This is a genomic window from Sphingomonas degradans, assembly GCF_053502645.1.
In genome coordinates this window covers 1,691,448-1,716,049 of record NZ_CP177172.1, presented here as the reverse complement: position 1 = coordinate 1,716,049, position 24,602 = coordinate 1,691,448, and the positions used below count along the sequence as shown (strand labels likewise).

Below are 24,602 nucleotides of genomic sequence, written 5' to 3'. Positions count from 1 at the left end.
TGGCCGGCAACTTTCCAGCATCCAGAATTCCGATCGGAGATCGCCTCGTGGCCGCGCAGTACGCCTTCGTGATGAAGGACATGACCAAAACCTTCCCCGGCGCGCCCAAGCCGGTGCTGAGCAACATCAACCTGCAATTCTATCAGGGTGCCAAGATCGGCATCGTCGGCCCGAACGGCGCCGGCAAGTCGACCCTGATGAAGATCATGGCAGGCGTCGACAAGGATTTCACCGGCGAGGCATGGCCGGGCGAGTACATCACCGTCGGCTATCTGGAGCAGGAGCCCCAGCTCGACCCCACCAAGACGGTGCTCGAGAACGTCAAGGAGGGCGCCCGCGAGACGGCCGACCTGGTAGATCGCTTCAACGCGATTTCGGCCGAGATGGGCGATCCCACGGACGATACCGATTTCGACGCACTGATGGAGGAGATGGGCGATCTCCAGGCCAAGATCGACGCCGTCGATGGCTGGACGCTCGACAACCAGCTCGAAGTCGCGATGGAAGCGCTGCGCTGCCCGCCGTCGGATTGGCCGGTGGAAAACCTGTCGGGAGGTGAGCGCCGCCGCATCGCGCTGACGCGGCTGCTGATCCAGAAGCCGTCGATCCTGCTGCTCGACGAACCGACCAACCACCTCGACGCCGAAAGCGTCCAGTGGCTCGAAAATCACCTGAAGGAATATGCGGGCGCGGTGCTGATGATCACCCACGATCGCTACTTCCTCGACAATGTCGTCGGCTGGATTCTCGAAATCGATCGCGGCAAGTATTTCCCGTACGAGGGCAATTACTCGACCTATCTCGAAAAGAAGTCCAAGCGCCTCGAGCAGGAGGATCGCGAGGAATCGAGCCGCCAGACCGCGATCAAGAACGAGCTGGAGTGGATCCGGCAGGGCGCCAAGGCCCGCCAGACCAAGTCCAAGGCGCGTATCGCCAAGTTCGAACAGCTGGTCGAAACGCAGAAGAATCGCCGCCCGACCGGCGCCCAGATCGTCATCCAGGTGCCCGAGCGCCTTGGTGGCAAGGTCATCGAGGTCGAGAATATCTCGAAGGCCTATGGGGACAAGCTGCTCTTCGAGAACCTGTCGTTCAACCTGCCTGCGGGCGGGATCGTCGGCGTGATCGGTCCCAACGGCGCCGGCAAGTCGACGCTGTTCAAGATGATCACCGGCCAGGAGACGCCCGACAGCGGCACGATCGAAATCGGCTCGACCGTCCGCCTCGGCTATGTCGACCAGAGCCGCGATCACCTGGACGACAAGAAAAACGTCTGGGAGGAAATCTCCGACGGCCTCGATTACATGAAGGTCAACGGCCACGACGCCTCGACCCGTGCCTATGTCGGCGCATTCAACTTCAAGGGCGCGGACCAGCAGAAGAACGTCGGCAAGCTCTCGGGCGGTGAACGCAACCGCGTCAATATTGCCAAGATGCTGAAGCGCGGCGGCAACGTGCTGCTGCTCGACGAACCGACCAACGATCTCGACGTGGAAACGCTGGGCGCGCTGGAAGAAGCGATCGAGAATTTCGCGGGCTGCGCCGTGGTCATCAGCCACGATCGCTTCTTCCTTGATCGTCTCGCCACGCACATCCTCGCGTTCGAGGGCAACAGCCATGTCGAATGGTTCGAAGGCAATTTCGAAGCCTATGAGGAAGACAAGCGCCGCCGCCTGGGCGACGCCGCCGATCGTCCGACCGCGCTGTCGTACAAGAAGCTGACGCGCTGACCCTTGGCAGGCCCGGCGGTCAGAACCGCCGGGCTATGCCGCAATAGAGTTCGACGTCGGGGCTGTCGTGGTTCAGCCCCGCCACGGCGCCCATGTCGAATTGCAGCCCGTCCCTGGGCTGCCACGCGAAGGACAGGCTGGCGAGCGTCTGCGTCGTCCGGCCCTCGGGGTCATCGTCGCGCGTGGCCTGGACCTCCAGCGTCGTGCTGACCTTCTTGCTGATGTCCCATTCGATGCCGAGCACGCTGCCATAGGCGGCATGGCGGCCCGTGCCGCTTTCGTTCGCCTCCGCCGCGATCGACGGCGTGGCGGCGACGGAAATGGTCTCGGTCAGGCTGTAGCTCACGGGCACGATCAGCCCGGTGCTCCAGTCGCCGGCACCGATCGCACGGCCGCCGGTGGGGAGCGTGGCATAGGGCATTACCGCCAGCGAAAACCCCGATCCGTCCGGGTTCGACAGGTTCCGGCGCAGCGCCAGCGTCACGTCGCCCGTCCCGCTGCGGCGCTCCACCGCCCCCGTCACGCGATCGCGCGTGCGCACCGTGCCGAAGCCGGTCCAGCCGATTTGGGCCTCCAGCGTCTCGGTCAGCCCGGCGCGCACCAGTGCATCGCCGGCGACGACGGTATCGACGCGCGTCGCGACATCCTGCTCGCGGGTCCAGTCCACTGCACCCAGTTCGACCACGACATGGCCGGCGTCGACGGTGCAGGCCGGCGTATCCAGCCCGGGACGGTCCGCGCAGAAATCGCGCAACCCGGACGGCTGCACCTGGGCCCTTGCCGTTCCTGCGCAGGCGCCTGCTACAGCGGCCGCGAGAAGCGTTAGTCGTATCTTCGATGACTTCACTAGATGTGCCCTCCGTGCCCTGGCGGCCGCGCTATCACGGCGCAGCGCCGCCCGCTGGTTCCGTCCCCCGAAAAGTGATCGCAGTAGTCACATCCGCGTGGATTGGCGACGTACCTCTTGCTGTGCGATCAGTTCCAGCGTTCGTGCGTTCAGGGCCGGGGCCACATCGATCATAAAATGTTCATGACCAGCGGGCGTTTCGACCGCGCAGCCCGCTGCGCGAAGGCCGTCAATGGCCTCAGGATCGTATACACGCCTGTCGCATGGCGAAACGATTATCCGGACTCGATCGCATTGACCCCGCAACAGGGTTGTCAGGCTTTTTCGATAATATTCCTTGCCCCAAAACGATTTGAAGAAAGGCTCCTGATCGGCGCAAACCCGGTGCGGACCGTTGCGCTGCCACAGGCAAGAGCGGTCGGTCAGTTTGTGCCAGTCGACCCACTTGGCTGACAACCCGTCCTCCGGCGTTGTGGAGAGTGGCGCAAGGAGGATGCGCGGCGAACAACGCACCGTGCACGCCGCCGCCGCAAGATAGCCGCCGGTGCTTACACCCACAGTAGCGACCAAGCGCTTGCCCGCCCAACGGGACAGCGCGCGAACCTGCTCTATGGCGCCGGGCAGGTCAGGCGCGGGGTGAAGGGTCTCGATCTCGCCGAGATAGATCGGCATGAGGACGGTATATCCCTTCGCCACCATCTCTTTCGCCAGGGGTCGGTTGACCGCTGGGGAGCGGGGACCGCCGTTCAGGTAGATCACGATGCGGCTCGTGGCGTCGATGCGAGCGCGCGGACTATGAATCACCACGGGCAGCAGGCCTGCAGGGGTTGGCAGGTAATTGACCTGGCGAAAGCTACCCGCAGGATCCGCAAATACTTCGCCAGAACAAGCTGTATCGCCCGTTTGCATATTGAAGTGCGTCTGGTCTTCGGAGTAGCCGAGAAAGTGCCGGCAGGAAAAGCCCTCGATCGGCTTCAGCTGCAGATCGGGCTTGCCAGGAAGAATGGCGCGCCGGACCGACTTCTCCGCAGGCGATTCCTGTGCCGCGTTGGCGACGAAGACATCCTGAACCAATGCGGCAAACATCAAAAGCACGGAATGGATCAACGGTCTCTCCTGCGCCGTTTGTCGGCGCACCGATTCTCTTCATTTTCCTCGTACCACATCATAGCGGTGCGAGGCTGCACCCGAAGTAAGCGCAGCCTCGGGAAGCATCAGGCCTTCAACACGGCGTCCACTGCGGCGCAGAATGCCTGCATCTCTGCTGCAGACCCGACAGTGACGCGGCTCACGGTGGGCCAGATCGCCCAGTTGCGACCGATCTGCACCTTTCGATCGAGCAGTGCCTTTTGCATCTCCTTTGCAGGCTTGCTCTGCCAGTCGACCATGAACATGTTGCCCTGGCTCCCCGGCAGCACCTTCACGCCGCGCTTGGTCAGCCACGCGATCGTAGCCTCGCGATTGGCGATCATTTCGGCGCGGCGGGCCTTGATGTCGTCGAAACAGGTATAGGCCGCGTTGCCGCACGCAACCGCCGTCATCGGCAGCGTGCCGGTGACCTGGAACCCGTCATACCGCATCATCCTGTCCTGCAATGCCGGGTCGGAGAAGGTCAGGCCCAGCCGCATCCCCGCCATGCCGAACAGCTTGGAAAAGGTGCGCATCACGATCACGTCCTTGCGCGACGCCGCCAGATAGGCCGCACTCGGCGCGTCGGAGAAGTGCAGATACGCCTCGTCCACGAGCAGGACCGCGTCGGCGGGTTTGTTCGCGGCCAGCCATTCGATGTCGGCCAGCGGCGTCACCGTGCCGGTGGGGTTGTTGGGCGTGCAGATGTAATAAAGACCGGCGGCGGGATTGGCGGCCAGCATCGCCTTCACATCGGCGCCCTTGCCCTGTGCCATCGGCACCTTGGCCAGGGGCGCGTTGAGCCAGGCCGCTGCGCGCCACGCCGCCTCGAACGTGGGGTCGGGGGTCACGAGGCCCTTGGTCGGCGAACAGAAGGAAATTACCGAGCGAACGAGCGGATCGCCCGATCCGGGCCAGGCGAGGACATGGCTTTCGGGAAGTTTCTCGACCATCGCCACGGTCTTGATGAGCTTGCCTTTCTCATCGTCGGGGTCGTAGCGATTGCCCTGGGCGACGATCTTTGCCGCAGCGGCGGCTGCCGCAGGGAAGGGGCCGGTCCAGCATTCATTGGCGCCGATCTGGACCGCACCCGCCATCGCCTTTGCGGCCTGGCTCTGCGCAAATGCTGGTCGGACCGCAGCCGAAGCGGCAGCACCCGCGCCCAGTAAAGCCGCAACCCGGCCCAGTTGGCGGCGCGAATATCCTCGGTCGAGTAGGTCTTCCCGTGTGCTCCTGTTCAGCATGTCATCACCCCCTGATGCAATCGGACAAGTCCGATCCCGCTACGGGCAAAATCGCCCGCTTGTGCCGGCATCCCTCCGGGTGATTAACGCGCGTGTCGCATGGCCGCGCCGCGCATCTTGTCACGCAATGTTCACTATCCTTTGCGGGTTGGCAACTGCTCCTTTGCTCGCGCTTTCATGCCACGCCGATCATTTACCGGCGCGTAGTGCGTCCAGGCTCCAGGGGCCGGCGCCCGCAGCGGCAATATACAGGAAAACGAAGCAGAACAGCATCGCCGGTTCGCCGCCATTACTGGCAGGGAAGAAGCCCTTGCCCGCGTGCATCAGGAAATACGCGACCGCGCACATGCCCGATGCGATGAACGCCACCGGGCGCGTGAACAGCCCGAGCAGCAACAGCGCGCCGCCGACCAGTTCGATCGCGCCCGCCCCCAGCAGCAGCGGCGGCAACGGGGGCGCCATGGGGAAGGGCGGCAGGCCGAAAAATTTGGAGGTGCCGTGCTGAAGGAAGCTGAGCGCGGCGACGATGCGCAACACGCTCAGCAACGGGCCGGACCAGATGGCGGGAATGGGCATGAGCGAGCCTTTACCGAAAGCGCGATGCTTCAGGCTCCCATAGCATGCCGGCGCCGTCAACCGCCCGTGTCAGGCAGTGAAGCGCTTGGTGAAGCCCTTGTGCGCCTTCTCGTCATCGGCAGCGAATGCCTCGACGTTGGTGACTTTCGCCATCTCCGGACCTTCGCGCGCGGCCTCGACCAGCGCCGAGAGCGGCTCATCCTCGCCCGACGCCAGTATCTCGACGCGACCGTCCTTCGTATTGCGGACCCAGCCGGTCAGCCCATTGCGCTGTGCCGTGCGCACCACCCAGTCGCGATAACCGACGCCCTGGACGCGGCCCGAAACGATAATCCTCTTGCTCGCCATAATCCCCACGCTCACTCGGCCCGCGTTCCGGGCCCGTTTCGTCTCTAGCACGCCCATGGTCGAAAACAGGTAGCGGATACTGCGTTTTACCCCGTCCGCAGCACGGATCAGGGGTAGGCGATCGCCAATATCTCATACTCGCGCTCGCCGCCGGGCAACATCACGCGCCGCACATCGCCGATCGTCGCGCCGCGCAGCGCCCGGGCGAACGGGGAATTCCACCCGATCCTGCCGTTGCCTGCATCGGTCTCGTCGTCGCCGACCAGCGTCAGCACGCGCTCGACATCGTCCTCGTCCGCAACCGTCACCGTCGCGCCGAAATAGACGCGGTCGCGGTCGGGCTGTTGTGCGGGGTCGACGACCTTCGCAGCCTTCATCCGGCGTGAGAGCCACCCAAGCCGCCGGTCGATTTCGCGCAACCGCTTGCGACCATAGATATAGTCGCCATTCTCCGAGCGATCGCCATTGCCCGCCGCCCAGGAAATCGTCTCGACCAGCTTCGGCCGCTCGACACCGAACAGTGCGTCATACTCCGCCTTCAGCACGGCATAGCCTGCGGGGGTTATATAGTTGGGGCGATCCATCCGCGCTCCCTATCGCCGCCGACGGGCGGCGTCACCCCGGCTGATTCTTGCCGAGATACCAGCTGAGGTTGGCGGGGCCCCGGCTGCGGGCCTTTTCGGGATTGAGCAGGTCGTACACCACGGCGTTTTCCAGCACGCGCTGGACATAGTTTTTGGTCTCGAAGATCGGGATCTGTTCGACCCACTTCACGATGTCGCCGCCGGGCAGCCGGGGATCGCCATTGGCGCGGATCCATTTGTTCACATTGCCGGGGCCCGCGTTGTACGCGGCGACCGCCAGAGGATAGCTGCCGTACAGATTGTACATCCGCTGGAAATAGGTGGAGCCGAGCTGGATGTTGTAATCGGTATCGGTGGTCAGCGAGCCTGCATCATAGCCAAGCCCCAGCTTGCCCGCCGTCTCCCGCGCCGTGCCGGGCATCAATTGCATCAGCCCGCGTGCGCCCGCGTGGCTTACCGCCGCGCGGTCGAACTGGCTTTCCTGGCGGGCGATGGCGTGGATCAGCGACCAGTAATCATTGTGCGCGTCGGGCACCCGGACCGAGGGATAGCCGGCGGCGGTATAGTCGGACAGGCCGTTCTGCAGCGCGCTGCGGCCGACCATCACGCCCAGGTCGGGGCGCCCGATCGTGCGCGAAAGCTCTGCGGCGAGGATGTGGTCGGTGTCGGTCTTCGCCGCTTGGGCGATCTGGCGGACGAACAGGCTCTGGTCCAGATGATTGCCCTGCGTGCCCAGCAACTGCGCGGCGCGCACGGTTTCCATGCGGAAAAAGGCCTCGCGCGCCGCCGGATCTACGCCCTGCGCGTCGAAATCGGGCGGGCGCTTGAGCGGGTGACCCATGCGCTCCGACGCGAGCTGCCCGTAATACATGCCGGTCAGCCCCTCGGCGCGGGCGAAATAGCGTTGCGCCCCGGCGGCATGGCCTGCCGCCTCCGCCGCCCGGCCCGCCCAATAAAGCCCCTTGGACTGCGTCTGCGGCGTGCGCGAGCCGGTGGAATACAGCTCGAACATGCGCGTCGCGTCGCGCGCACGGCCCAGATTGTAGTAGGCGGTGGTACCGGCCAGCCAGGTCAGGCTGGTATAATCGTCGCGCACGCCCAGCGACATGTCGCTGACATCGGTGCCTGGGGGGAAGGCGTCCGCGACCTGGCTCGCGATCTGATAGGCCAGCGCATATTGCCCGTCGTTCGCCGCGCCGCGCGCGCCCAGTAGCAGCACTTCGTACCATTTTTCGGGACTGCCCGGATAGCTCGCCAGCTGCGGTCGCTGCGCCAGATAGGCGCGCATCGCCGGGCTCTGTCCCGTGTCGCGCAGCCAGAGGGCGCGATCGGCGATATAGCCGGGGTCGCCCCGGCCCAGCGCAAGCGCCGCTGCGCCCTTGGCATCGGCATCCGCTGCCCTGGTCCGATAGGCGAGCCGCGCCTCGAACACCGGGCGGGCGGCTGGGGACACGAACGCAAGCTGTCGCTGCGCAAGGCTGAACGCGCCCTGCCACAGCAGCATGTCCATCCGTGCGTCCTGATCCGCCGGCGTGAGCGCGCTCAGGAACGCGCCGACCAGCTTGGTCTCGTCGGCGGTGCGCAGCTGGCCCGATCGCCAGGCGCGGCGCGCCTGTTCCTCGCCGTCGCTGCGGCGGCCCGAAGCAGTCAGCGCCTCGGCATAGCGCAGGCGGCCGGCGGGGGTCAGCGGCGGAAAACGCTCGAAGAAGCGGATGACGAGCCCCGGCGCCCAGGTGCCGCTGTCCAGCACCGTTTCGGCAGCGGCGCGGCGGCTCGTCTCGCCGGGCCAGCCGGGATGCGCCAGCAGGAAATTGGCATAATCGGAAAACGCATAATTATCAGACTGTTGCAGCCGCTTCCACTCGATCAGCGCGCTGCCGATCTCGCTGCCGGAGACATATTGGGGTTCGACGCGAGGGAACCCGCCCTCCAACGCCATGCGATACCACTGGAACTGCTGCTGCGTGAGCTGCGACGAAGCCGCCAGCCCCGATACACTCGCCAGCAGAAGCGTCGTTTTGATTACCGGCCCGAGCATGCTGGACATGATACGCATGCCAGCACTATCTGCCACCCCTGATTTGCCCTTAAAGGAAGTTTTTGGAAGATGTTCTCCGGCTCAATTCCGGCGCTGGTGACGCCATTGCGTAACGGCAGCTTCGACGAGTCGAGCTTCCGCGCCTTTGTCGAATGGCAGATCGAACAGGGTTCTGCGGCGCTCGTCCCCTGCGGCACCACGGGCGAGGCGGCGACGCTGACCAAGGAAGAGCATTTCGAAGTGGTCCGCATCTGTGCGGAGCAGGCAGCGGGCAGGGTGCCGGTGCTCGCCGGAGCCGGGTCCAATGACACGCAGGTCGCGATCGGCAACGTCAAGGCCGCGAAGGCATCTGGCGCCGACGCCGCGCTGATGGTGCCGCCCTATTACAACCGGCCCAGCCAGGAAGGCATTTTCCGCCATTTCGAGGCGGTGGCACGCGCCACCGACCTGCCGATCGTGCTGTACAACGTCCCCGGCCGGACCGTGACCGATATCCAGCCCGCCACGATGGCGCGGATCGCAAAGGCGTTTCCAGATGTGTTCATCGGCGTGAAGGACGCAACCGGCGCGCTCGCCCGCGTATCCGAGCATCGCGCGGGATGCGGCGGCGATTTCATCCAGCTTTCGGGTAATGACGAGACCGCGCTGGCGTTCAACGCGATGGGCGGCGTCGGGTGTATTTCGGTGACCGCGAACGTCGCGCCCCGGCTCTGCGCCGATTTCCAGGCGGCCTGGGCGGCGGGCGATACGGCGCGCGCGCTGGAACTGCACGACCGGCTGTATCCGCTGCACATCGCGATGTTCACCGATGCCTCGCCCGGCCCGGTCAAGTACGCGGTGTCGCGCATCCGCCCGGATTTCCCCGGCGAACTGCGCCTGCCGATGACCGAGGCGGGAGAGGCCAGCCGCGCCGCGGTGGATGCCGCCCTGGCGCATGCCGGGCTCGCCTGATCGGAGGGCGGGAGCGGGATCGGGCATAAGCGACTAGCGTTCCGCCCGGATCGCTCCTACATGCCCACCTCCCATGGCACGTCCCCGTCCCACCGCATTCGAAAAAGTGAAGACCGTCGCCGAGAACCGGCGCGCGCGGTTCGACTATTTCATCGAGCAGGTGTTCGAGGCGGGGATCGCGCTGACCGGCACCGAAGTGAAGTCGTTGCGGTTCGGCGAGGGCTCGATTGCCGAGGCCTATGCCGAAGTGAACGACACCGGCGTCTGGCTGATCAACGCCAACGTTCCGGAATTCAGCCACGGCAACCGTTTCAACCATGAGCCGAAGCGGCCGCGCAAATTGTTGCTCAACGAGCGTGAGATAAACAAGCTGCACGGCGCCGTTGCACGCGAAGGTATGACGCTGGTCCCGCTTTCCATCTATTTTAATGGAAAGGGGCGCGCGAAGGTCGAACTCGCGCTCGCCAAGGGCAAGAAGACGCATGACAAGCGCGACACGATCAAGGAACGGGACTGGAAGCGTGAGCAGGGAAGGATCCTCCGCGATCGCGGATGAGCCCAAGCCGCGCGGTCGCATCGGGCGCATGCTCGACAAGGCGACGCCGACGCGCGATTCGATCGAGGGCAATCGTTGGCTGAAGCCGGTTGCCCGGCGAGTCGCGCATTCGTCGCTATGGCGTTTCACCCGGCGATCGGTGCCGCGCGGCGTCGCGTTGGGCATGGTGACCGGCATTCTGGTGCCGATGGGACAGATCCCCGCCTCTGCGGTGCTCGCACTTCCGCTGCGCGCCAATATTCCGGCGGCGGCAGCGACCACGTTTTTCACCAATCCCGTGACGACTCCGCCGCTCTGGCTGTTCGCCTATTGGCTGGGCAGCCATATGCTCGGGTCACGCGGGGCGCAGGTCGCGTCAGACGTCGCGCCCGGATGGATCGACTGGTTGCTGCACCAGGTCGGCCCCGCGACGCTGATCGGGCTGGTTACTGTGACGGGGGCGCTGACCGTCGCCGGATATTTCGGGGCCGCGCTGGCGTGGCGGCTGTGGATCGCGCGCAAGTGGCGCCGGCGTTCGGCGGAGCGTGCCGCGCGCGCCGATTGACGGGCCGTGACAGCGCACTAATACAGCGGCCTTCTGCTTCCTGAAGGGTCGTATCCATGCGTCTTCGCTATCTCGCCACCACCTTCCTCGCTGCCCCGGTTCTGTTGAGCGGCTGCGCGACGAGCAACGCCGGCGAGCCTGTCGCCGTGACCGAGGCGACCCCGCTTCCCCCCGAGCCGGCGCCGGCACCCAAGCCCGAGATCGGCAGCTATGGCTTCGACGAGCGCGGGATGGACAAGGCGATCGCGCCGGGCGACGATTTCTATGGCCATGCCAATGGCACCTGGGCGCGCGAGACGCTGATTCCGGCGGACAAGTCGAACTATGGCATGTTCACCAAGCTGGACGACCTGTCGCGCCAGCGCACCCAGGGTATCCTGGACGCCGTGAAGGGCGATCCGAATTCAAAGATCGGCGTCGCCTATGCGACCTATCTCGATCAGGCCGCGATCGATGCCAAGGGGCTGGCACCGATCCAGCCCTGGCTCGACCAGATCAAGGCGACCAAGACCAAGGCAGGCCTGCCCGCCCTGTTCGCGCAGGCGAGCCGCAACGGCGTGCGCGGTGTGTTCGGCACCTATGTCGGCCAGGACGACAAGAACCCCGAGGTCTATGCGCTCAGCCTCGGCCAGTCGGGGCTGGGGATGCCCGACCGCGATTATTACCTGTCGAGCGACGCCAAGCTGGCCGAGACCAAGGCCGCGTATCTGAAGCACCTGACCAATGTGCTCACGCTGGCCGGCGAGCCCAGCGCGGCAACCCGCGCCAAGGCGATCCTGGCGTTCGAGACCGAAATCGCCAAGGTCCAGTGGACGCGGATCGACAGCCGCGACGCCAACAAGACGTATAACAAGATGACAGTCGCCGATCTGGCGAAGAAGGCGCCGGGCTTCGACTTCAAGGCCTATTTCGCCGGCATGGGCGCAGTCACGCCGGACGTGATCGTCGCCCAGCCGAGCGCGGTCACGGGCATCGCGCGCCTGCTGCAAAAGGCGCCTTTGGGGGTGATCCAGGACCAGTTGCTGGTGCGCAGCCTGGACGGTTTCGCCGACGTGCTGCCGAGCGCGTTCGACAAGGAGGCGTTCGCCTTCTCCGGCACCGTGCTGTCGGGCACGCCCGAGCAGGAAGAGCGCTGGAAGCGCGCGGTCGATTTCACCACGGGTGCGCTGGGCGACGATGTCAGCAAGCTCTATGTCGCCAAATACTTCCCGCCCGAGACCAAGGCTGCGGCCGATACGCTGGTCAAGAACGTGATCGCCGCAATGGGCGCACGGATCGACAAGCTTGACTGGATGAGCCCCGAGACCAAGGTGAAGGCGCATGCCAAGCTGGCAGCGTTCGTCCCGAAGATCGGCTATCCCGATCGCTGGCAGGATTACGGCGCGCTCAAGATCGTCGCGGGCGATGCGTTCGGCAACAATCTGCGCGCCAACAACTGGCTGCATGAGGACAATATCAGCCGGCTTGGCCAGCCGATCCGCCGCTGGGAATGGGGGATGACCCCGATGACGGTGAACGCCTATGCCAATTTCGGCATGGTCGAGATCGTGTTCCCCGCCGCGATCCTGCAACCGCCGTTCTTCGATCCCAATGCCGATCCGGCGGTCAACTATGGCGGCATCGGCGCGGTGATCGGCCACGAGCTGAGCCACCATTTCGATGACCAGGGCGCGAAGTACAATGCCGAAGGGCGCCTGGCCGATTGGTGGACTCCGGGCGATGTCGCGGCGTTCAAGACGCGCACCGACGCGCTCGTCGCCCAATATGACAAGTACGAGCCGCTGCCCGGCATGCATGTGAAGGGCGCGCTGACGCTGGGCGAGAATACCGCCGATCTCGCCGGGCTGACGGTGGCCTATGACGCGTACCAGAAGTCGCTGGGCGGGCAGGCCGCGCCGGTGATCGACGGCACTTCGGGCGACCAGCGCTTCTACCTCGGCTGGGCACAGGTGTGGCGCCGCAACTATCGCGAGGCCAATCTGCGCCAGCGGCTGCTCACCGATCCGCACTCGCCGTCGGAACAGCGCGCCTGGGTCGTGCGCAACCTCGACCCCTGGTATTCGGCGTTCGCACCCACGCCGACGAGCAAGCTGTTCCTGACGCCCGAGCAGCGGGTCCGGATCTGGTAAGCGGCGACGGGGAAGGGGGCGCGTAAGGACCTCCTTCCCCTTCGCGACCTGGGGGGTGGCGGATTCGCTTGACCCGGCCTGCGCGACCGAACATCGCTGACGCCATGGCGACGTTGGCCCCGACATCTGCAAAACCGCAAAAGACGATGCTTCCCCTGCTCGCGGCGCTGCTCGCGGGCATTGCTGCGGCGGCGATCGCGTTGCTGACGATCAACGACCGGGCGGTCGCGATCGGGTTCGCCGGCGCGGGGCTGCTCGCCGCTGCCATCCTGTTCGGGATGCGCCGCCTGTTGCGCGAAGGAGATGCGGGCGAGCCGAAGACCGACTGGGCCGTGGCGCACACGCTTGCCGCCGCGTCCGAGGACGCGCTTGCCGTCACCGACCGCGCCGGGCGCCTGGTGTGCGCCAACGATCGCTACGAAGCGCTGTTCGCCGGTTGGCCAACGCCCCCCGGCTTGCCGATCGGCGATGCTGCTGCGGCTGCACTCGGCACTGCTGCGCGTGCCGCATGGCGCGACGGCGAGGGCAGGGTCGATGCGATCCCCGTCTTTGGCGCCACGGTGTCCGCGCGGATCGTGCGGATCGGCGAGGATTCGCTCGTCTGGCGTTTCATCGGCGGGCGGGCCCTTGATTTCGCTGCCGAAGTGCAGGCGATGATCGGCGGCAGCACCGGCGATCGTCTGGGCGGTGCGGGGATCATGGCAGTGATCGTCGGCCCCGATGGGCGCGTCCGCGCGGCCAATCGCGTGTTCCGCCTGCGCGCAATGGGAAGCGGCGATGCGCCCGTGGAGGGGCGCGATTTCGCCCGGTTCCTGATTACCGACACGGTCGGGCTGGTCCGTTTCGAGAGCGAGGGGCTGAACAGTACGCCGCTCCGCGTCCTCCAGATCCCGTTCCTGGAGGGCGATGACGCGCCCATGCTCGTCGCGCTGCTCGATGAGGAAGTGCCTCAGGCGGCGGTCCCGGCGCTGGGTCTGGGGGCATCGGCGCAAATCCGCTCGCTGATCGCCATGCTGCCCTCGGGACTGGCGCTGATCGACCGAGATGGGCGCTTCGTCAGCATGAACGACACCTTCATGCGTGCGGGGCGGGTGAATGCGGCGGCACCGCCGCTCTATCCCGGCGACCTGGTGGTGCGCGAGGACAAGGCGGCGGTGGCCGACGCCATTCGCCGCTTCGCCGGAGGGGCCGCGCAATCGGCGGAAATGACGGTGCGGTTCACCGATGCGCCGGACGAGCCGGTGGCGATCACCATCGCCAGCATCCGGGGGCTGGGCGACGCCGCCGTCCTGATCAGCCTTCGCGATTCGGGCGAGGAGGGGAAGCTCAAGCGGCAGGTGGCGCAGGCGACCAAGATGCAGGCGGTCGGCCAGCTCGCCGGGGGCGTCGCGCACGATTTCAACAACATCCTGACCGCGATCATCGGACATTGCGACCTGATGCTGATGCGGCACTCGCCCGGCGACAGCGATTATGACGACATCCAGCAGATCCGCGCCAATTCGAACCGCGCGGCCTCGCTGACTCGCCAGCTCCTCGCCTTTTCGCGCCAGCAGACGCTGCGGCCGCAGATTCTGCAATTGCCCGACGTGATTTCGGAAGTGTCCAACCTGCTCAAGCGGCTGCTTGGCGAGACGGTGCGGCTCGAAGTGAAGCACGGTCGCAACCTGGGGCCCGTGCGCGCCGATCCGGGGCAGCTGGAGCAAGTGGTGGTCAATCTCGCGGTCAATGCCCGCGACGCCATGCTCGCCGCGAACCCCAATGGCGGCGGCACGCTGACGATCGAGACGATGGCGGTGCCGGCGTCCGACGTGCGGCAGATGGACGACGACGTCCTCCCGCTCGGCGACTATACCGCGCTGCGCGTGTCCGATACCGGCACCGGCATTCCGCCCGAATTGCTGACCAAGATCTGGGAGCCGTTCTTCACCACCAAGGAAGTGGGCAAGGGAACGGGGCTGGGGCTTTCGACTGTCTATGGCATCATCCGCCAGTCGGGCGGGTTCATCTTTGCGGATAACGTGCGGGGCGGCGGCGCCGAGTTCACGGTCTACCTCCCGGTGCACGCGGCTGCCGAGGCACAGGTTGCCAAGGTGCCGACCGCCAAGGAGAAGCCGGCGGACCTGTGGGGCACCGGCACGATCCTGATCGTCGAGGACGAGGACATGGTGCGCGCGATCGCGGAACGCGCGCTGACTCGGCAAGGCTATACCGTGCTGACGGCCGAGAATGGCGAGGCGGCGCTGGAATTGCTCGAGCAGATCGAGCGACCGGACCTGCTGATCTCCGACGTGGTCATGCCGCTGATGGACGGCCCCACGATGGCGCGACAGGTGCGGGGGCGCTACCCGGACCTGCCGATCCTGTTCATGTCGGGCTATGCCGAGGAACAGCTGCGGCGCTCGATCGATCTCGCCAACGTCGCGTTTCTGCCGAAACCCTTTTCCGTCCAACAGCTTGCCGAAGCGGCCCGCGACGTTCTAGCTCCGAAATAAGTTCTTGGCGAAACGCGGATTTCCTGCAACAGCCGGACCATGCCTGCACCAGCAAAGATACTGATCGTCGAGGACGAACCCTTGATCGCGATGATGCTCGAGGATTTTCTCGATGCGCTCGATCGCGAACATGCCGGGACGATGGACAATGTCGCCGCCGCGCTGTCGCGGATTGACGAAGGCGGTATCGACGCGGCGATCCTGGACGTGAACCTCCGCGCCGGCGAACAGAGCTGGCCGATCGCGGCACGTCTGGCGGCGCTCGGCATACCGTTCGTGCTGGCAACGGGCGGTGCGGGCGATATGATCGCGCCGGAATTCCGCGATCGCCCGGTGCTGTCGAAGCCGTTCACGATGGACGGCGTCGAGAAGGCGCTGGATGCGCTGACAGCCTGAGGTTTCCGGGGCTGCGGGCGATCAATCCACCAGCCGGACCGGATCGCCGACGCGGATGAGCCCCGGTCGGGCGGGTCCCGCATAAAGGCCATAGGCATTTCCGAAATGCTGGGCGATCGTCCGGAGAACGCGCACGTCCTTCGCGCCGGTGTCCGGGTCGATCGTCGTCATCACGCATCGCGCGATCGGATCGGCGCACTGCACGGTGGCGCCGTCTTCGGCAGTGCCGAACGCCAGCCGCATCCCCTGCCACAACGCCGGGCTCAGCTCGCTTTGGATGAGGATGTTGCTGCGGAAGCGCCGCGGGTCGAGCGGGGCGCCATGGGCAGCCTCGACCAGCGCATGTCCCGCCGTGGTCTGGATCGACACCGGCATCGAATCATAGACGCCGCGCGCCACCTGGATGAGCCCGACCGGCTCTCCCGCCGCCGATTCGAGGCGGGCGCGCAGAAGCGGATCGTGCAGCGGCACCGCCGCCCCGTCGGGCGTTTCCACCAGCACCGTTGCGGTCTTCGGTCGGGCTGGATCGCTGAACATCGCCCGGTGCAGCAGCATCGCCGGCACATCGCGACCGGTCAGCCAGGGAAAGCGGGAGCCGTTGGCCGTGCGCACGAACGCATATTGGCGGTCGCCCTCGATGCCTTGCCAGTCGAGTTCCGCAACCGTCAGCGGTTCGCCCGCCATGGACTTCACGGGAAAGCGCTGGAGTGCGGCGACGTGGCCGACGATACGGGTCATTCCCGTCGCCTAGGCACCGTGGCGGCGGGCGGCAATCCTGCGAGCGCAAAAATGTCGTGTTCCGCACTTGTTCTAAAGGAACAAACGCGATACATCGCACTCACAAGTTGAATGCGCGATGCAAAGCTTCTAGCGACGGGGATTACAAAATGGCGGCTTCCCTCAAGGTAATCGACAGCAAGATGGCAGTATCCACGGACAAGCAGAAGGCGCTCGACGCAGCGCTTGCACAGATCGACCGCGCGTTCGGCAAGGGCAGCGCGATGAAGCTCGGCTCGAAAGAAGCGATGCAGGTCGAATCGATTTCGACGGGTTCGCTCGGGCTCGACATCGCGCTGGGTGTCGGCGGCCTGCCGCGCGGGCGCGTGATCGAAGTCTATGGCCCCGAAAGCTCGGGCAAGACCACGCTGGCGCTGCACGTCATTGCGGAAGCGCAGAAGAATGGCGGCACCGCAGCGTTCGTCGATGCCGAACATGCGCTCGACCCCGTTTATGCGAAGAAGCTCGGCGTCAACATCGACGAATTGATCGTTTCGCAGCCCGATACGGGCGAGCAGGCGCTGGAGATTGTCGATACGCTGGTCCGATCGAATGCGATCGACGTGCTGGTGGTCGACTCGGTCGCGGCGCTGGTTCCTCGCGCCGAAATCGAAGGCGAGATGGGCGACAGCCATGTCGGCCTGCAGGCGCGGTTGATGTCGCAGTCGCTGCGCAAGCTGACCGGGTCGATCAGCCGCTCGCGCTGCATGGTGATTTTCATTAACCAGCTGCGGATGAAAATCGGCGTCATGTACGGCAATCCCGAAACGACGACCGGCGGCAACGCGCTCAAATTTTACGCGTCGGTTCGGCTCGACATTCGCCGTATCGGGCAGATCAAGGATCGCGAGGAAATCGTCGGCAACAGCACCCGCGTGAAGGTGGTCAAGAACAAGGTTGCGCCGCCGTTCAAGCAGGTCGAATTCGACATCATGTATGGCGAAGGCATCTCCAAGATCGGCGAGATCCTGGATCTGGGCGTGAAGGTCGGTCTGGTGGAAAAGGCGGGCGCCTGGTTCAGCTATGACAGCGTCCGCATCGGCCAGGGCCGCGAAAACTCGAAGAACTTCCTTCGCGAGAATGTCGAGCTTTGCAGCCGCCTCGAAGCGGCCATCCGTAGTCGTACGGACAAGGTCGCGGAGGGGCTGATGAGCGGCCCCACGGCCGAAGACGACCTATAATGACTGCATAGGCCGCCGCGATGTGCAACGCACGCATCGACGGCGGTCACGGGCCTGGCTCCCATCGGAACCCCCGGCGCAGCGCCTGCGCCGGGGTTTTCCTTTGGGGCGCGTTCGCCAGCCTGTGAACCGCGGACGGAACGCGTTCGCATGACTGGCCGATCGACTTTTTCCGCCGGGGGCGGCGGACGTGCTGGAACTTTTGGGCGCTACCGGGGCACGCCGCCTCGCGCTTGCAAGGCAGGCGTGACAAACGCAGGATCAGCCAATATCGCCCTTCGGCCAAGGAACGCGCATGATCGTCCATCACCTTGAGAACTCCCGCTCGCAGCGGATTTTGTGGCTGCTCGAAGAATTGGGCATGCCGTACACGGTCAAGCGTTACGAGCGGGACAAGCAGACGATGCTGGCACCCCCGGCGCTCAAGCAGGTCCATCCGCTCGGCAAATCGCCGGTGCTGCAGGATGGCGAGATCGTGGTCGCGGAGACCGGGGCGATCATCGAGTATATCGTTGAGAAGGCCGATGGGCGACTGGGCGCCCCCGCGCACCGGGCCGATGCTCTGCGCTACCGGCACTTCCTCCATTATGCGGAAGGATCGCTGATGCCGCCGCTGCTGGTCCTGCTCGTCCTGCAACGCGTCCCGATCTTCGGCAAGATGGGCCGCAAGCGGTTCCAGCCGATGGCGGATGTCCATTTCGACTATATCGAGGGCGAACTGGCACAGCGGCCCTGGTTCGCCGGGGACGCCTTCACGGCGGCGGACGTCATCATGAGCTTTCCGCTCGAAGCTGCCGTCGGCCGCGCCGGGGCCACCGATGGGCGCCCGCACATCGCGGCGTGGCTCGAAAAGATCCATGCGCGCCCGGCCTATCAGGCGGCGCTGGCTGCCGGCGGGCCCTATGCCTATGCGTGATACGCCGTGGCGCCGGGCCTAGGCGCGCATTCCACGCGGCTTAGCCCGGTATTAAAGGGGCGCCGCCGACCGGATCGGCGGGCGCCCCCGATTTTCACCGCGGCGCGCCGTACTCGCCGAAGCTCTCGACATCGTCTGGCTTGGTGTTCGGCGGCAGGATGATGGTTTCCTCCGGCGCGTCGGGCCGGTCGAGCTGGCCTTCCCACCGCGCCACGACGGTCGCCGCCACGGCGTTGCCGATCACATTAGTGGCGGTGCGGCCCATGTCGAGGAAATGATCGACCGCGAGGATCAGCAGAATGCCCGCCTCGGGTATGTTGAAATGCGACAGCGTGCCGGTGATGACGACCAGGCTGGCGCGCGGCACGCCGGCAATGCCCTTGCTGGTGATCATCAGCATCAGCAGCATCGTGATCATCGTGCCCCAATCAAGCGCGATACCATAGGCCTGGGCGATGAAGATCGACGCGAACGTCATGTACATCATCGAACCGTCGAGGTTGAACGAATAGCCGAGCGGCAGCACGAAGCTGGCAATGCGCGGCGGCACGCCGAACTTGTCGAGCGCCTCCAGCGTGCGGGGATAGGCCGCTTCGGACGAGGCCGTCGAGAAGCCGAGCAGGATCGGATCGCGCAGATACCGGATCAACTGGCCGGTGCGCGGCCCGATGACCACGAAGCATGCGCCCAGCAGCACCGCCCACAGCACGGCGAGCCCGAGATAGAAGCTGCCCATGAAGAACGCGAGGTCGCCAACCACGCCCACGCCCTTGGTTGCCAGAGTCCGCGCCACGGCGCAGAACACTGCGACCGGCGCGAACAGCATCACATAGCCGGTGACGGTCAGCATTACGCTCACCAACGCCTCCAGGCCCCGCAGCAGCGGCGCGGCCTTTTCGCCGACCGCGGCCATGCCTACGCCGAAGAACAGCGAGAAGATCACCAGCTGGAGGATGTCGTTGCTCGCCATCGCGTCGATCGCGCTGGTGGGAATGATGTGTGTGAAGAACTTCGCGACATCGAATGCCGAGCGATCGACACCGCTGGCGGCCGCCACATCGGGAAGCGGCAGCTGGAGCCCAACGCCGGGCTGGAGCAGGTTCACCAGAATGAGCCCCAGCGTCAGCGACACCAGGCTGGCGCACACGAACCAGAAGAACGCTTTCAGCCCGACTCGACCGATCGCGCCGGTGCCGCCCATATGGGCGATGCCCACGACCAGCGTCGACACCACCAGCGGGGCGATGATCATCTTGATAAGATGCAGGAACATCTGGGTCGGAATGTCGAGATACGACGCGATCTCGGCCAGCCGCGCGGTGCCCGCGCCGCCATCGTCATACGCGACGTTCAGCCCCCAGCCGATCGCGCCGCCGAGCAAAAGCCCCGCCAGAATGAACCACGTTAAACGCTTACCCACGAACTTCCCCTGAATCTTGCGGGCGCAAAGGAGGGGATTGTCGCGCTGCGGTCAAGCATTCTATCGCTTGCCACCCCAACCCGGAGAACCCGATGCCCGTCCTGCACCGTCGGCAGATGCTCGCCGTCACTGCGATGCTGCCCTTGTTCGCGAGCGCGGGTTTCGTCCGGGCGGCCGAGCCCGACCTGGCCGATCTCCGCGACCTGACCACCGGCGCGAAACCCATCCAGCCCGAGGAACGCGCCGCCCGGATCGCCCGCGCGCAGGGATTGATGCGGGCGCACGGGATCGGGGCAGTGCTGATCGAACCGGGCGCGTCGCTGGTCTATTTCACAGGCGTCCGCTGGGGACGCAGCGAGCGGCTGACGGTCGCGATCGTCCCGGTCGAGGGCGATCCGTGCATCGTCACGCCGTTTTTCGAGGAACCCTCGGTGCGCGAGAGCCTGGGCATTCGGGCGGAGGTGCGCGTGTGGCAGGAGGACCAGGACCCGCTGGGCGTGGTTGCCGGCTTCCTGAAGGATCGCAAGCTCGCCGGGCGCCCGGTCGGGATCGAGGAAACCGTGCGGTATTTCGCGGTGGCCGGGCTCCAGTCGGCGCTTCCGGGCGCACGGATCGTCTCCGCCAACCCGATCGTGCGCGGATGCCGGATGATCAAGACCGCGCCCGAAATCGCGCTGATGCAACTGGCGACCGACGTGACCATCGCCGCCTATCGCTGGACCTACCCGCGAATCGAGGCCGGCATGACGCCGGCGCAGATCGCCGCGCTGATGTCCGCCGCCACGCGCAAGCTGGGAGGCAGCAACGAGTGGAACCTGATCCTGCTGGGCGAGGCCGCCGCCTATCCACACGGATCGGGCAAGCCGCAAAAGGTGGTGCCGGGCGAAGTCGTGCTGATGGATTGCGGATGCGCCGTGCACGGCTATCAGTCCGACGTGTCGCGCAGCTTCGTGTTCGGCACGGCCAGCGCGGCGCAGCGCAAGGTTTGGGATCAGGTAGCACGCGGCCAGCAGATCGCGCTCGGGGCGGCACGACTCGGCACCCCGGCGGGCGCGGTCGATGACGCCGTGCGCGGCTATTACACCTCGCTGGGCTATGGCCCGGACTATGCGCTTCCCGGACTGTCGCACCGCACAGGACATGGCATCGGCATGGACGGGCACGAGCCGGTGAACCTGGTGCGCGGCGAAAAGACGCCGCTCGCGCCCGGCATGTGCTTCTCGAACGAGCCGGGCCTGTACATTCCCGGCAGCTTCGGCATCCGCCTGGAAGACTGCTTCCACATGACCGAGGCGGGGCCGCAATGGTTCAGCACGCCGCCGCGCTCCATCGACGCGCCGATGGCTTGATCGCATGAAAATGCTGGCGACCGCGTTGTTCCTGGTCTGCATGATTGCGGTCCATGGTTCGCTCGCGCGCCATTTCCACGGGGACTCAGGTGCGGTCGTACGCGTGCTGATCGTGCTGGTGCTCAGCTTTATCGTCACGCTGGTGCATGAACTCGGCCACGCGGCGGCGGTCCTCGCGGTGCGCGGGCATGTCACCAGCATCGTCGTGCTGCCCTTTGCCTATCGCGTGGGGAGTGGGAAGCTCGAACTCGCCAGGCGCATGAAGAACCGTGAGGTCGGTGGCTATGTCGCCTTCCGCATCGATGCGATCAACGCGCGCCGGAAGCACGCGATCGTCGCGGCGGCGGGGCCGGCGGCGAATGTCGTGCTGGCATTGGCGCTTGGCGTGGTGATCGCGGCCCTGCCGGAGTCGGGCATCCCGGCATCGCACGATGGCGTGCTGCCGAGCGCCGAGGTACTTCGCGCCTGGGCGGCGGACACTGCGTGGCGGCGCGCGCTGGAACCGCTGTTGGCGGCGATGGCGGCGCTGTCGGCCGGCGTGGCGCTCACCAATCTCGTCCCGTTTCGCGGCAGCGATGGGCATGCGATCCTGCGCGCACTGTGGCCGCAACGCTTCAGGGCGGCATAGTCATCGCGGGACCTAACCGTTTCGCTTGAGCAAAACGCGCGTCGCCCGTAAGTCGGCGGATATGACGTCCACCAACGATATTCGCCGCTCGTTCCTCGACTATTTCGAGGGTCAGGGTCATGCCCGCGTCCCGTCCGCGCCGCTGGTTCCGCACAACGATCCCACGCTGATGTTCACCAACGCGGGCATGGTCCCGTTCAAGAACGTGTTCACGGGGCTCGAGCATCGCCCGTACACCACCGCGACAAGCTCGCAGAAGTGCGTGCGCGCGGGCGGCAAGCATAACGACCTGGACAATGTCGGCTATACGGCGCGGCATCATACCTTCTTTGAAATGCTCGGCAATTTCTCGTTCGGCGATTATTTCAAGGAACAGGCGATCACCCATGCCTGGACCCTGCTGACCCGCGAATGGGGGCTGTCGCCGGATCGGCTGACGATCACCGTCTATCACACCGACGATCAGGCATTCGATCTGTGGAAGAAGATTGCGGGCGTGCCGGAAAGTCGCATCATCCGCATCCCGACCAAGGACAATTTCTGGGTCATGGGGTCGGACGGTCCGTGCGGGCCGTGTTCGGAAATCTTCTACGACCATGGCGACCATATCTGGGGCGGCCCGCCGGGATCGCCGGAAGAGGATGGCGACCGTTTTGTCGAGATCTGGAACCTGGTGTTCATGCAGTTCGTCCAGGCGGCGGACCAGATTGTCGGCGACCTGCCGCGTCCAAGCATCGACACCGGCATGGGGCTGGAGCGCATCGCTGCGGTGATGCAGGGCGTGACCGACAATTACGACACCGACACGTTCAAGGCGCTGATCGAGCAATCGGGCGCGCTGACCGGATCGGCCACCACGGGCGACAATCAGGCGAGCCACCGCGTGATCGCCGATCACCTCCGCGCGTCGGGTTTCCTCGTCGCCGACGGCGTGCTGCCGGCGAATGAGGGCCGGGGCTATGTGCTACGCCGGATCATGCGCCGCGCCATGCGGCACGCGCACCTGCTGGGCGCGAAGGACCCGCTGATGCACCGTCTGGTGCCGTCGCTCGTCGCCGAAATGGGCGCAGCTTTCCCTGAGCTGATTCGCGCGCAGCCGCTGATCGAGGCGACGCTGCTGCAGGAGGAAACCCGCTTCCGCCAGACGCTGGCCAACGGGCTGCGGCTGCTGGACGAGGCGACCACCGGCATGGCGGCGGGCGACACGCTGCCCGGCGCCACCGCGTTCAAGCTCTATGACACTTTCGGCTTCCCCTATGATCTGACCGAGGACGCACTGCGCGCCCAGTCGATCGCGGTCGATCGCGCCGGGTTCGACACGGCGATGGCCGAGCAGAAGCGCGCCGCCCGCGCGGCGTGGAAGGGTTCGGGCGACAAGGCGTCGGACGAGCTGTGGTACGACATCGCCGATGAGCTCGGCAGCACCGAGTTCACCGGCTATTCGGGCACCGAGGGCGAGGGCCAGGTCGTCGCGATCATCAAGGACGGCGCCCGCGTGGACAGCGCCGCCCCGGGCGACAACGTCACCGTACTGACCAACCAGACGCCGTTTTATGGCGAGAGCGGCGGCCAGATGGGCGATGCCGGCACGATTACCAACGAAAAGGGTCTGCGCGCGATCGTCGATGACACGGCCAAGCCGTTGGGGCGGCTGCACGCGCATCATGCCCGGATCGAAGGCGGCGAAATCGCCGTGGGCGATACCGTGCGGCTTTCGGTGGATGTCGAGCGCCGCGACCAGATTCGCGCGAACCACAGCGCGACGCACCTGCTGCACGCGGCGCTGCGCCAACGGCTGGGCGGGCATGTCACGCAGAAAGGCAGCCTGGTCGCAGCCGATCGCCTGCGGTTCGACTTCTCGCACCCGACGGCGCTGAGCGCGGCGGATATTGCCGAGATCGAGGCCGATGTGAACGCGCAGATCCGCCATAACGAAGGTGTCAGCACGCGGCTGATGACCCCCGACGACGCAATCGCCGCCGGCGCGATGGCGCTGTTCGGCGAGAAATATGGCGACGAAGTGCGCGTGCTCGCGATGGGCAGGGGGGCGGACGCCTCCTATTCGGTCGAGTTGTGCGGCGGCACGCATGTCAATGCGACCGGTGACATCGCGCTGTTCAAGATCGTGTCGGAAAGCGCCGTGTCCAGCGGCGTGCGCCGGATCGAGGCGCTGACCGGCGAAGCCGCGCGCCAGTGGCTGAACGCCCGCGACGAGCGGCTGCGCGAAGCCGCCGCCGTGCTCAAGAGCGCACCCGACGAAGTCCCGGCCCGCGTCGCGGCGCTGGTGGACGATCGCCGCCGCCTGGAACGCGAGCTGGCGGAGGCCAAGAAGGCGCTGGCCCTCGGCGGCGGCGGCGCTGCGGCCCCGGCGGGTCCAGAGCAGATCGCCGGCCTGAATTTCGTCGGGCAGGTGCTGGACGGGCTCGATCCGAAGGCGCTGCGCGGTGCCGTGGACGAGACCAAGGCGCGGATCGGATCGGGCGTGGTCGCGCTGGTGGCGGTGAACGAAGGCCGGGCATCGGTGGCAGTGGGCGTCACCGCCGATCTGGTCGCGCGCCAGAGCGCAGTCGAACTGGTCAAGCGTGCCGTGGAAGTGCTGGGCGGTCAGGGCGGCGGTGGTCGGCCCGACATGGCGCAGGGCGGCGGCCCCGATGGCAGCAAGGGCGCGGCTGCGCTCGATGCGGTGCGGGCGGCGCTCGCCGGCTGAGCGCCTTGATCCGGCGCAAAGGGGCGCCGGATGCCGCTCGCTACTTGTCGCGCGAGCCCGT

General features: G+C 66.0%; 21 protein-coding genes. 12 read left to right on the top strand and 9 right to left on the bottom strand.

What is annotated here, in order from left to right; all coding sequences use genetic code 11:
- Nucleotides 1–47 precede the first annotated feature (47 nt).
- Nucleotides 48–1,727 (top strand): energy-dependent translational throttle protein EttA, encoded by a 1,680-nt coding sequence (gene ettA, locus ACG3SL_RS07750; RefSeq protein ID WP_448664562.1) that lies wholly within the window; start codon nucleotides 48–50, stop codon nucleotides 1,725–1,727.
- Nucleotides 1,728–1,746: 19 nt separating this feature from the next.
- On the opposite strand, the gene ACG3SL_RS07745 is transcribed toward ettA, so the two are convergent.
- The 7 genes from ACG3SL_RS07745 to ACG3SL_RS07715 form a co-directional block, all read right to left on the bottom strand.
- The gene (locus ACG3SL_RS07745; protein WP_448664561.1) at nucleotides 1,747–2,481 is read right to left on the bottom strand and encodes a transporter; all 735 of its coding nucleotides are present in this window, start codon (nucleotides 2,479–2,481) and stop codon (nucleotides 1,747–1,749) included.
- A 180-nt stretch (nucleotides 2,482–2,661) separates the two neighbouring features.
- A complete protein-coding gene (locus tag ACG3SL_RS07740; RefSeq protein WP_448664560.1) occupies nucleotides 2,662–3,681 on the bottom strand; it encodes an alpha/beta hydrolase family protein in 1,020 nt (339 codons plus the stop codon).
- A gap of 107 nt (nucleotides 3,682–3,788) precedes the next feature.
- Nucleotides 3,789–4,946 carry a pyridoxal phosphate-dependent aminotransferase gene (locus tag ACG3SL_RS07735; RefSeq protein ID WP_448664559.1) on the bottom strand — a complete coding sequence of 386 codons (1,158 nt, stop codon included), beginning with the start codon at nucleotides 4,944–4,946 and terminating at the stop codon, nucleotides 3,789–3,791.
- A 189-nt stretch (nucleotides 4,947–5,135) separates the two neighbouring features.
- On the bottom strand, nucleotides 5,136–5,522 hold the full coding sequence (locus ACG3SL_RS07730; RefSeq protein WP_448664558.1) for a DoxX family protein: 387 nt from the start codon (nucleotides 5,520–5,522) through the stop codon (nucleotides 5,136–5,138).
- Between the two features lie 69 nt (nucleotides 5,523–5,591).
- A complete protein-coding gene (locus tag ACG3SL_RS07725; RefSeq protein ID WP_448664557.1) occupies nucleotides 5,592–5,885 on the bottom strand; it encodes an acylphosphatase in 294 nt (97 codons plus the stop codon).
- Nucleotides 5,886–5,977: 92 nt separating this feature from the next.
- A complete protein-coding gene (greB, locus tag ACG3SL_RS07720; protein ID WP_448664556.1) occupies nucleotides 5,978–6,454 on the bottom strand; it encodes a transcription elongation factor GreB in 477 nt (158 codons plus the stop codon).
- Nucleotides 6,455–6,485: 31 nt separating this feature from the next.
- Nucleotides 6,486–8,492 (bottom strand): lytic transglycosylase domain-containing protein, encoded by a 2,007-nt coding sequence (locus tag ACG3SL_RS07715; protein ID WP_448665091.1) that lies wholly within the window; start codon nucleotides 8,490–8,492, stop codon nucleotides 6,486–6,488.
- Nucleotides 8,493–8,561: 69 nt separating this feature from the next.
- Here ACG3SL_RS07715 and dapA point away from each other — a divergent pair, with 69 nt between their 5' ends.
- From dapA to ACG3SL_RS07685, 6 genes are all read left to right on the top strand, one after another.
- Nucleotides 8,562–9,443, top strand: a complete 882-nt coding sequence (gene dapA, locus ACG3SL_RS07710) for a 4-hydroxy-tetrahydrodipicolinate synthase (RefSeq protein ID WP_448664555.1) — start codon at nucleotides 8,562–8,564, stop codon at nucleotides 9,441–9,443.
- A 73-nt stretch (nucleotides 9,444–9,516) separates the two neighbouring features.
- The gene (smpB, locus tag ACG3SL_RS07705) at nucleotides 9,517–9,999 is read left to right on the top strand and encodes an SsrA-binding protein SmpB (RefSeq protein WP_448664554.1); all 483 of its coding nucleotides are present in this window, start codon (nucleotides 9,517–9,519) and stop codon (nucleotides 9,997–9,999) included.
- Nucleotides 10,000–10,027: 28 nt separating this feature from the next.
- Entirely contained in the window at nucleotides 10,028–10,543 is a 516-nt protein-coding gene (locus tag ACG3SL_RS07700) for a DUF2062 domain-containing protein (RefSeq protein WP_448665090.1), read from the top strand.
- 56 nt (nucleotides 10,544–10,599) lie between these two features.
- Nucleotides 10,600–12,672: a M13 family metallopeptidase gene (locus tag ACG3SL_RS07695; RefSeq protein WP_448664553.1), complete on the top strand. Its 2,073-nt coding sequence runs from the start codon at nucleotides 10,600–10,602 to the stop codon at nucleotides 12,670–12,672.
- Between the two features lie 104 nt (nucleotides 12,673–12,776).
- A complete protein-coding gene (locus ACG3SL_RS07690; protein ID WP_448664552.1) occupies nucleotides 12,777–15,167 on the top strand; it encodes a response regulator in 2,391 nt (796 codons plus the stop codon).
- Between the two features lie 39 nt (nucleotides 15,168–15,206).
- Nucleotides 15,207–15,563, top strand: a complete 357-nt coding sequence (locus ACG3SL_RS07685; protein ID WP_448664551.1) for a response regulator — start codon at nucleotides 15,207–15,209, stop codon at nucleotides 15,561–15,563.
- Between the two features lie 21 nt (nucleotides 15,564–15,584).
- Here the strand turns inward: ACG3SL_RS07685 and ACG3SL_RS07680 are convergent, their stop codons facing one another.
- A complete protein-coding gene (locus tag ACG3SL_RS07680) occupies nucleotides 15,585–16,301 on the bottom strand; it encodes an MOSC domain-containing protein (RefSeq protein WP_448664550.1) in 717 nt (238 codons plus the stop codon).
- Nucleotides 16,302–16,450: 149 nt separating this feature from the next.
- Here ACG3SL_RS07680 and recA point away from each other — a divergent pair, with 149 nt between their 5' ends.
- On the top strand, nucleotides 16,451–17,521 hold the full coding sequence (recA, locus tag ACG3SL_RS07675) for a recombinase RecA (RefSeq protein WP_448664549.1): 1,071 nt from the start codon (nucleotides 16,451–16,453) through the stop codon (nucleotides 17,519–17,521).
- Nucleotides 17,522–17,816: 295 nt separating this feature from the next.
- Entirely contained in the window at nucleotides 17,817–18,437 is a 621-nt protein-coding gene (locus ACG3SL_RS07670; protein ID WP_448664548.1) for a glutathione S-transferase family protein, read from the top strand.
- A 94-nt stretch (nucleotides 18,438–18,531) separates the two neighbouring features.
- On the opposite strand, the gene ACG3SL_RS07665 is transcribed toward ACG3SL_RS07670, so the two are convergent.
- The gene (locus tag ACG3SL_RS07665; protein WP_448664547.1) at nucleotides 18,532–19,857 is read right to left on the bottom strand and encodes a dicarboxylate/amino acid:cation symporter; all 1,326 of its coding nucleotides are present in this window, start codon (nucleotides 19,855–19,857) and stop codon (nucleotides 18,532–18,534) included.
- A 92-nt stretch (nucleotides 19,858–19,949) separates the two neighbouring features.
- On the opposite strand from ACG3SL_RS07665, the gene ACG3SL_RS07660 reads away from it, so the two are divergent.
- From ACG3SL_RS07660 to alaS, 3 genes are all read left to right on the top strand, one after another.
- Nucleotides 19,950–21,206: a M24 family metallopeptidase gene (locus tag ACG3SL_RS07660; protein WP_448664546.1), complete on the top strand. Its 1,257-nt coding sequence runs from the start codon at nucleotides 19,950–19,952 to the stop codon at nucleotides 21,204–21,206.
- A 4-nt stretch (nucleotides 21,207–21,210) separates the two neighbouring features.
- Nucleotides 21,211–21,834 (top strand): site-2 protease family protein, encoded by a 624-nt coding sequence (locus tag ACG3SL_RS07655; protein ID WP_448664545.1) that lies wholly within the window; start codon nucleotides 21,211–21,213, stop codon nucleotides 21,832–21,834.
- 61 nt (nucleotides 21,835–21,895) lie between these two features.
- Complete coding sequence (alaS, locus tag ACG3SL_RS07650; protein WP_448664544.1) at nucleotides 21,896–24,541, top strand: alanine--tRNA ligase; 2,646 nt, start codon at nucleotides 21,896–21,898, stop codon at nucleotides 24,539–24,541.
- The last annotated feature ends 61 nt before the right edge of the window (nucleotides 24,542–24,602 follow it).

Bases quoted from the DNA above. Each gene is read 5' to 3' on its own strand.
- ACG3SL_RS07735 (WP_448664559.1), bottom strand. From the start codon at position 4,946: ATGCTGAACAGGAGCACACGGGAAGACCTACTCGACCGAGGATATTCG.
- ACG3SL_RS07730 (WP_448664558.1), bottom strand. From the start codon at position 5,522: ATGCCCATTCCCGCCATCTGGTCCGGCCCGTTGCTGAGCGTGTTGCGC.
- greB (WP_448664556.1), bottom strand. From the start codon at position 6,454: ATGGATCGCCCCAACTATATAACCCCCGCAGGCTATGCCGTGCTGAAG.
- ACG3SL_RS07715 (WP_448665091.1), bottom strand. From the start codon at position 8,492: ATGCTCGGGCCGGTAATCAAAACGACGCTTCTGCTGGCGAGTGTATCG.
- dapA (WP_448664555.1), top strand. From the start codon at position 8,562: ATGTTCTCCGGCTCAATTCCGGCGCTGGTGACGCCATTGCGTAACGGC.
- smpB (WP_448664554.1), top strand. From the start codon at position 9,517: ATGGCACGTCCCCGTCCCACCGCATTCGAAAAAGTGAAGACCGTCGCC.
- ACG3SL_RS07700 (WP_448665090.1), top strand. From the start codon at position 10,028: ATGCTCGACAAGGCGACGCCGACGCGCGATTCGATCGAGGGCAATCGT.
- ACG3SL_RS07695 (WP_448664553.1), top strand. From the start codon at position 10,600: ATGCGTCTTCGCTATCTCGCCACCACCTTCCTCGCTGCCCCGGTTCTG.
- ACG3SL_RS07690 (WP_448664552.1), top strand. From the start codon at position 12,777: ATGGCGACGTTGGCCCCGACATCTGCAAAACCGCAAAAGACGATGCTT.
- ACG3SL_RS07685 (WP_448664551.1), top strand. From the start codon at position 15,207: ATGCCTGCACCAGCAAAGATACTGATCGTCGAGGACGAACCCTTGATC.
- ACG3SL_RS07680 (WP_448664550.1), bottom strand. From the start codon at position 16,301: ATGACCCGTATCGTCGGCCACGTCGCCGCACTCCAGCGCTTTCCCGTG.
- recA (WP_448664549.1), top strand. From the start codon at position 16,451: ATGGCGGCTTCCCTCAAGGTAATCGACAGCAAGATGGCAGTATCCACG.
- ACG3SL_RS07670 (WP_448664548.1), top strand. From the start codon at position 17,817: ATGATCGTCCATCACCTTGAGAACTCCCGCTCGCAGCGGATTTTGTGG.
- ACG3SL_RS07660 (WP_448664546.1), top strand. From the start codon at position 19,950: ATGCCCGTCCTGCACCGTCGGCAGATGCTCGCCGTCACTGCGATGCTG.
- ACG3SL_RS07655 (WP_448664545.1), top strand. From the start codon at position 21,211: ATGAAAATGCTGGCGACCGCGTTGTTCCTGGTCTGCATGATTGCGGTC.
- alaS (WP_448664544.1), top strand. From the start codon at position 21,896: ATGACGTCCACCAACGATATTCGCCGCTCGTTCCTCGACTATTTCGAG.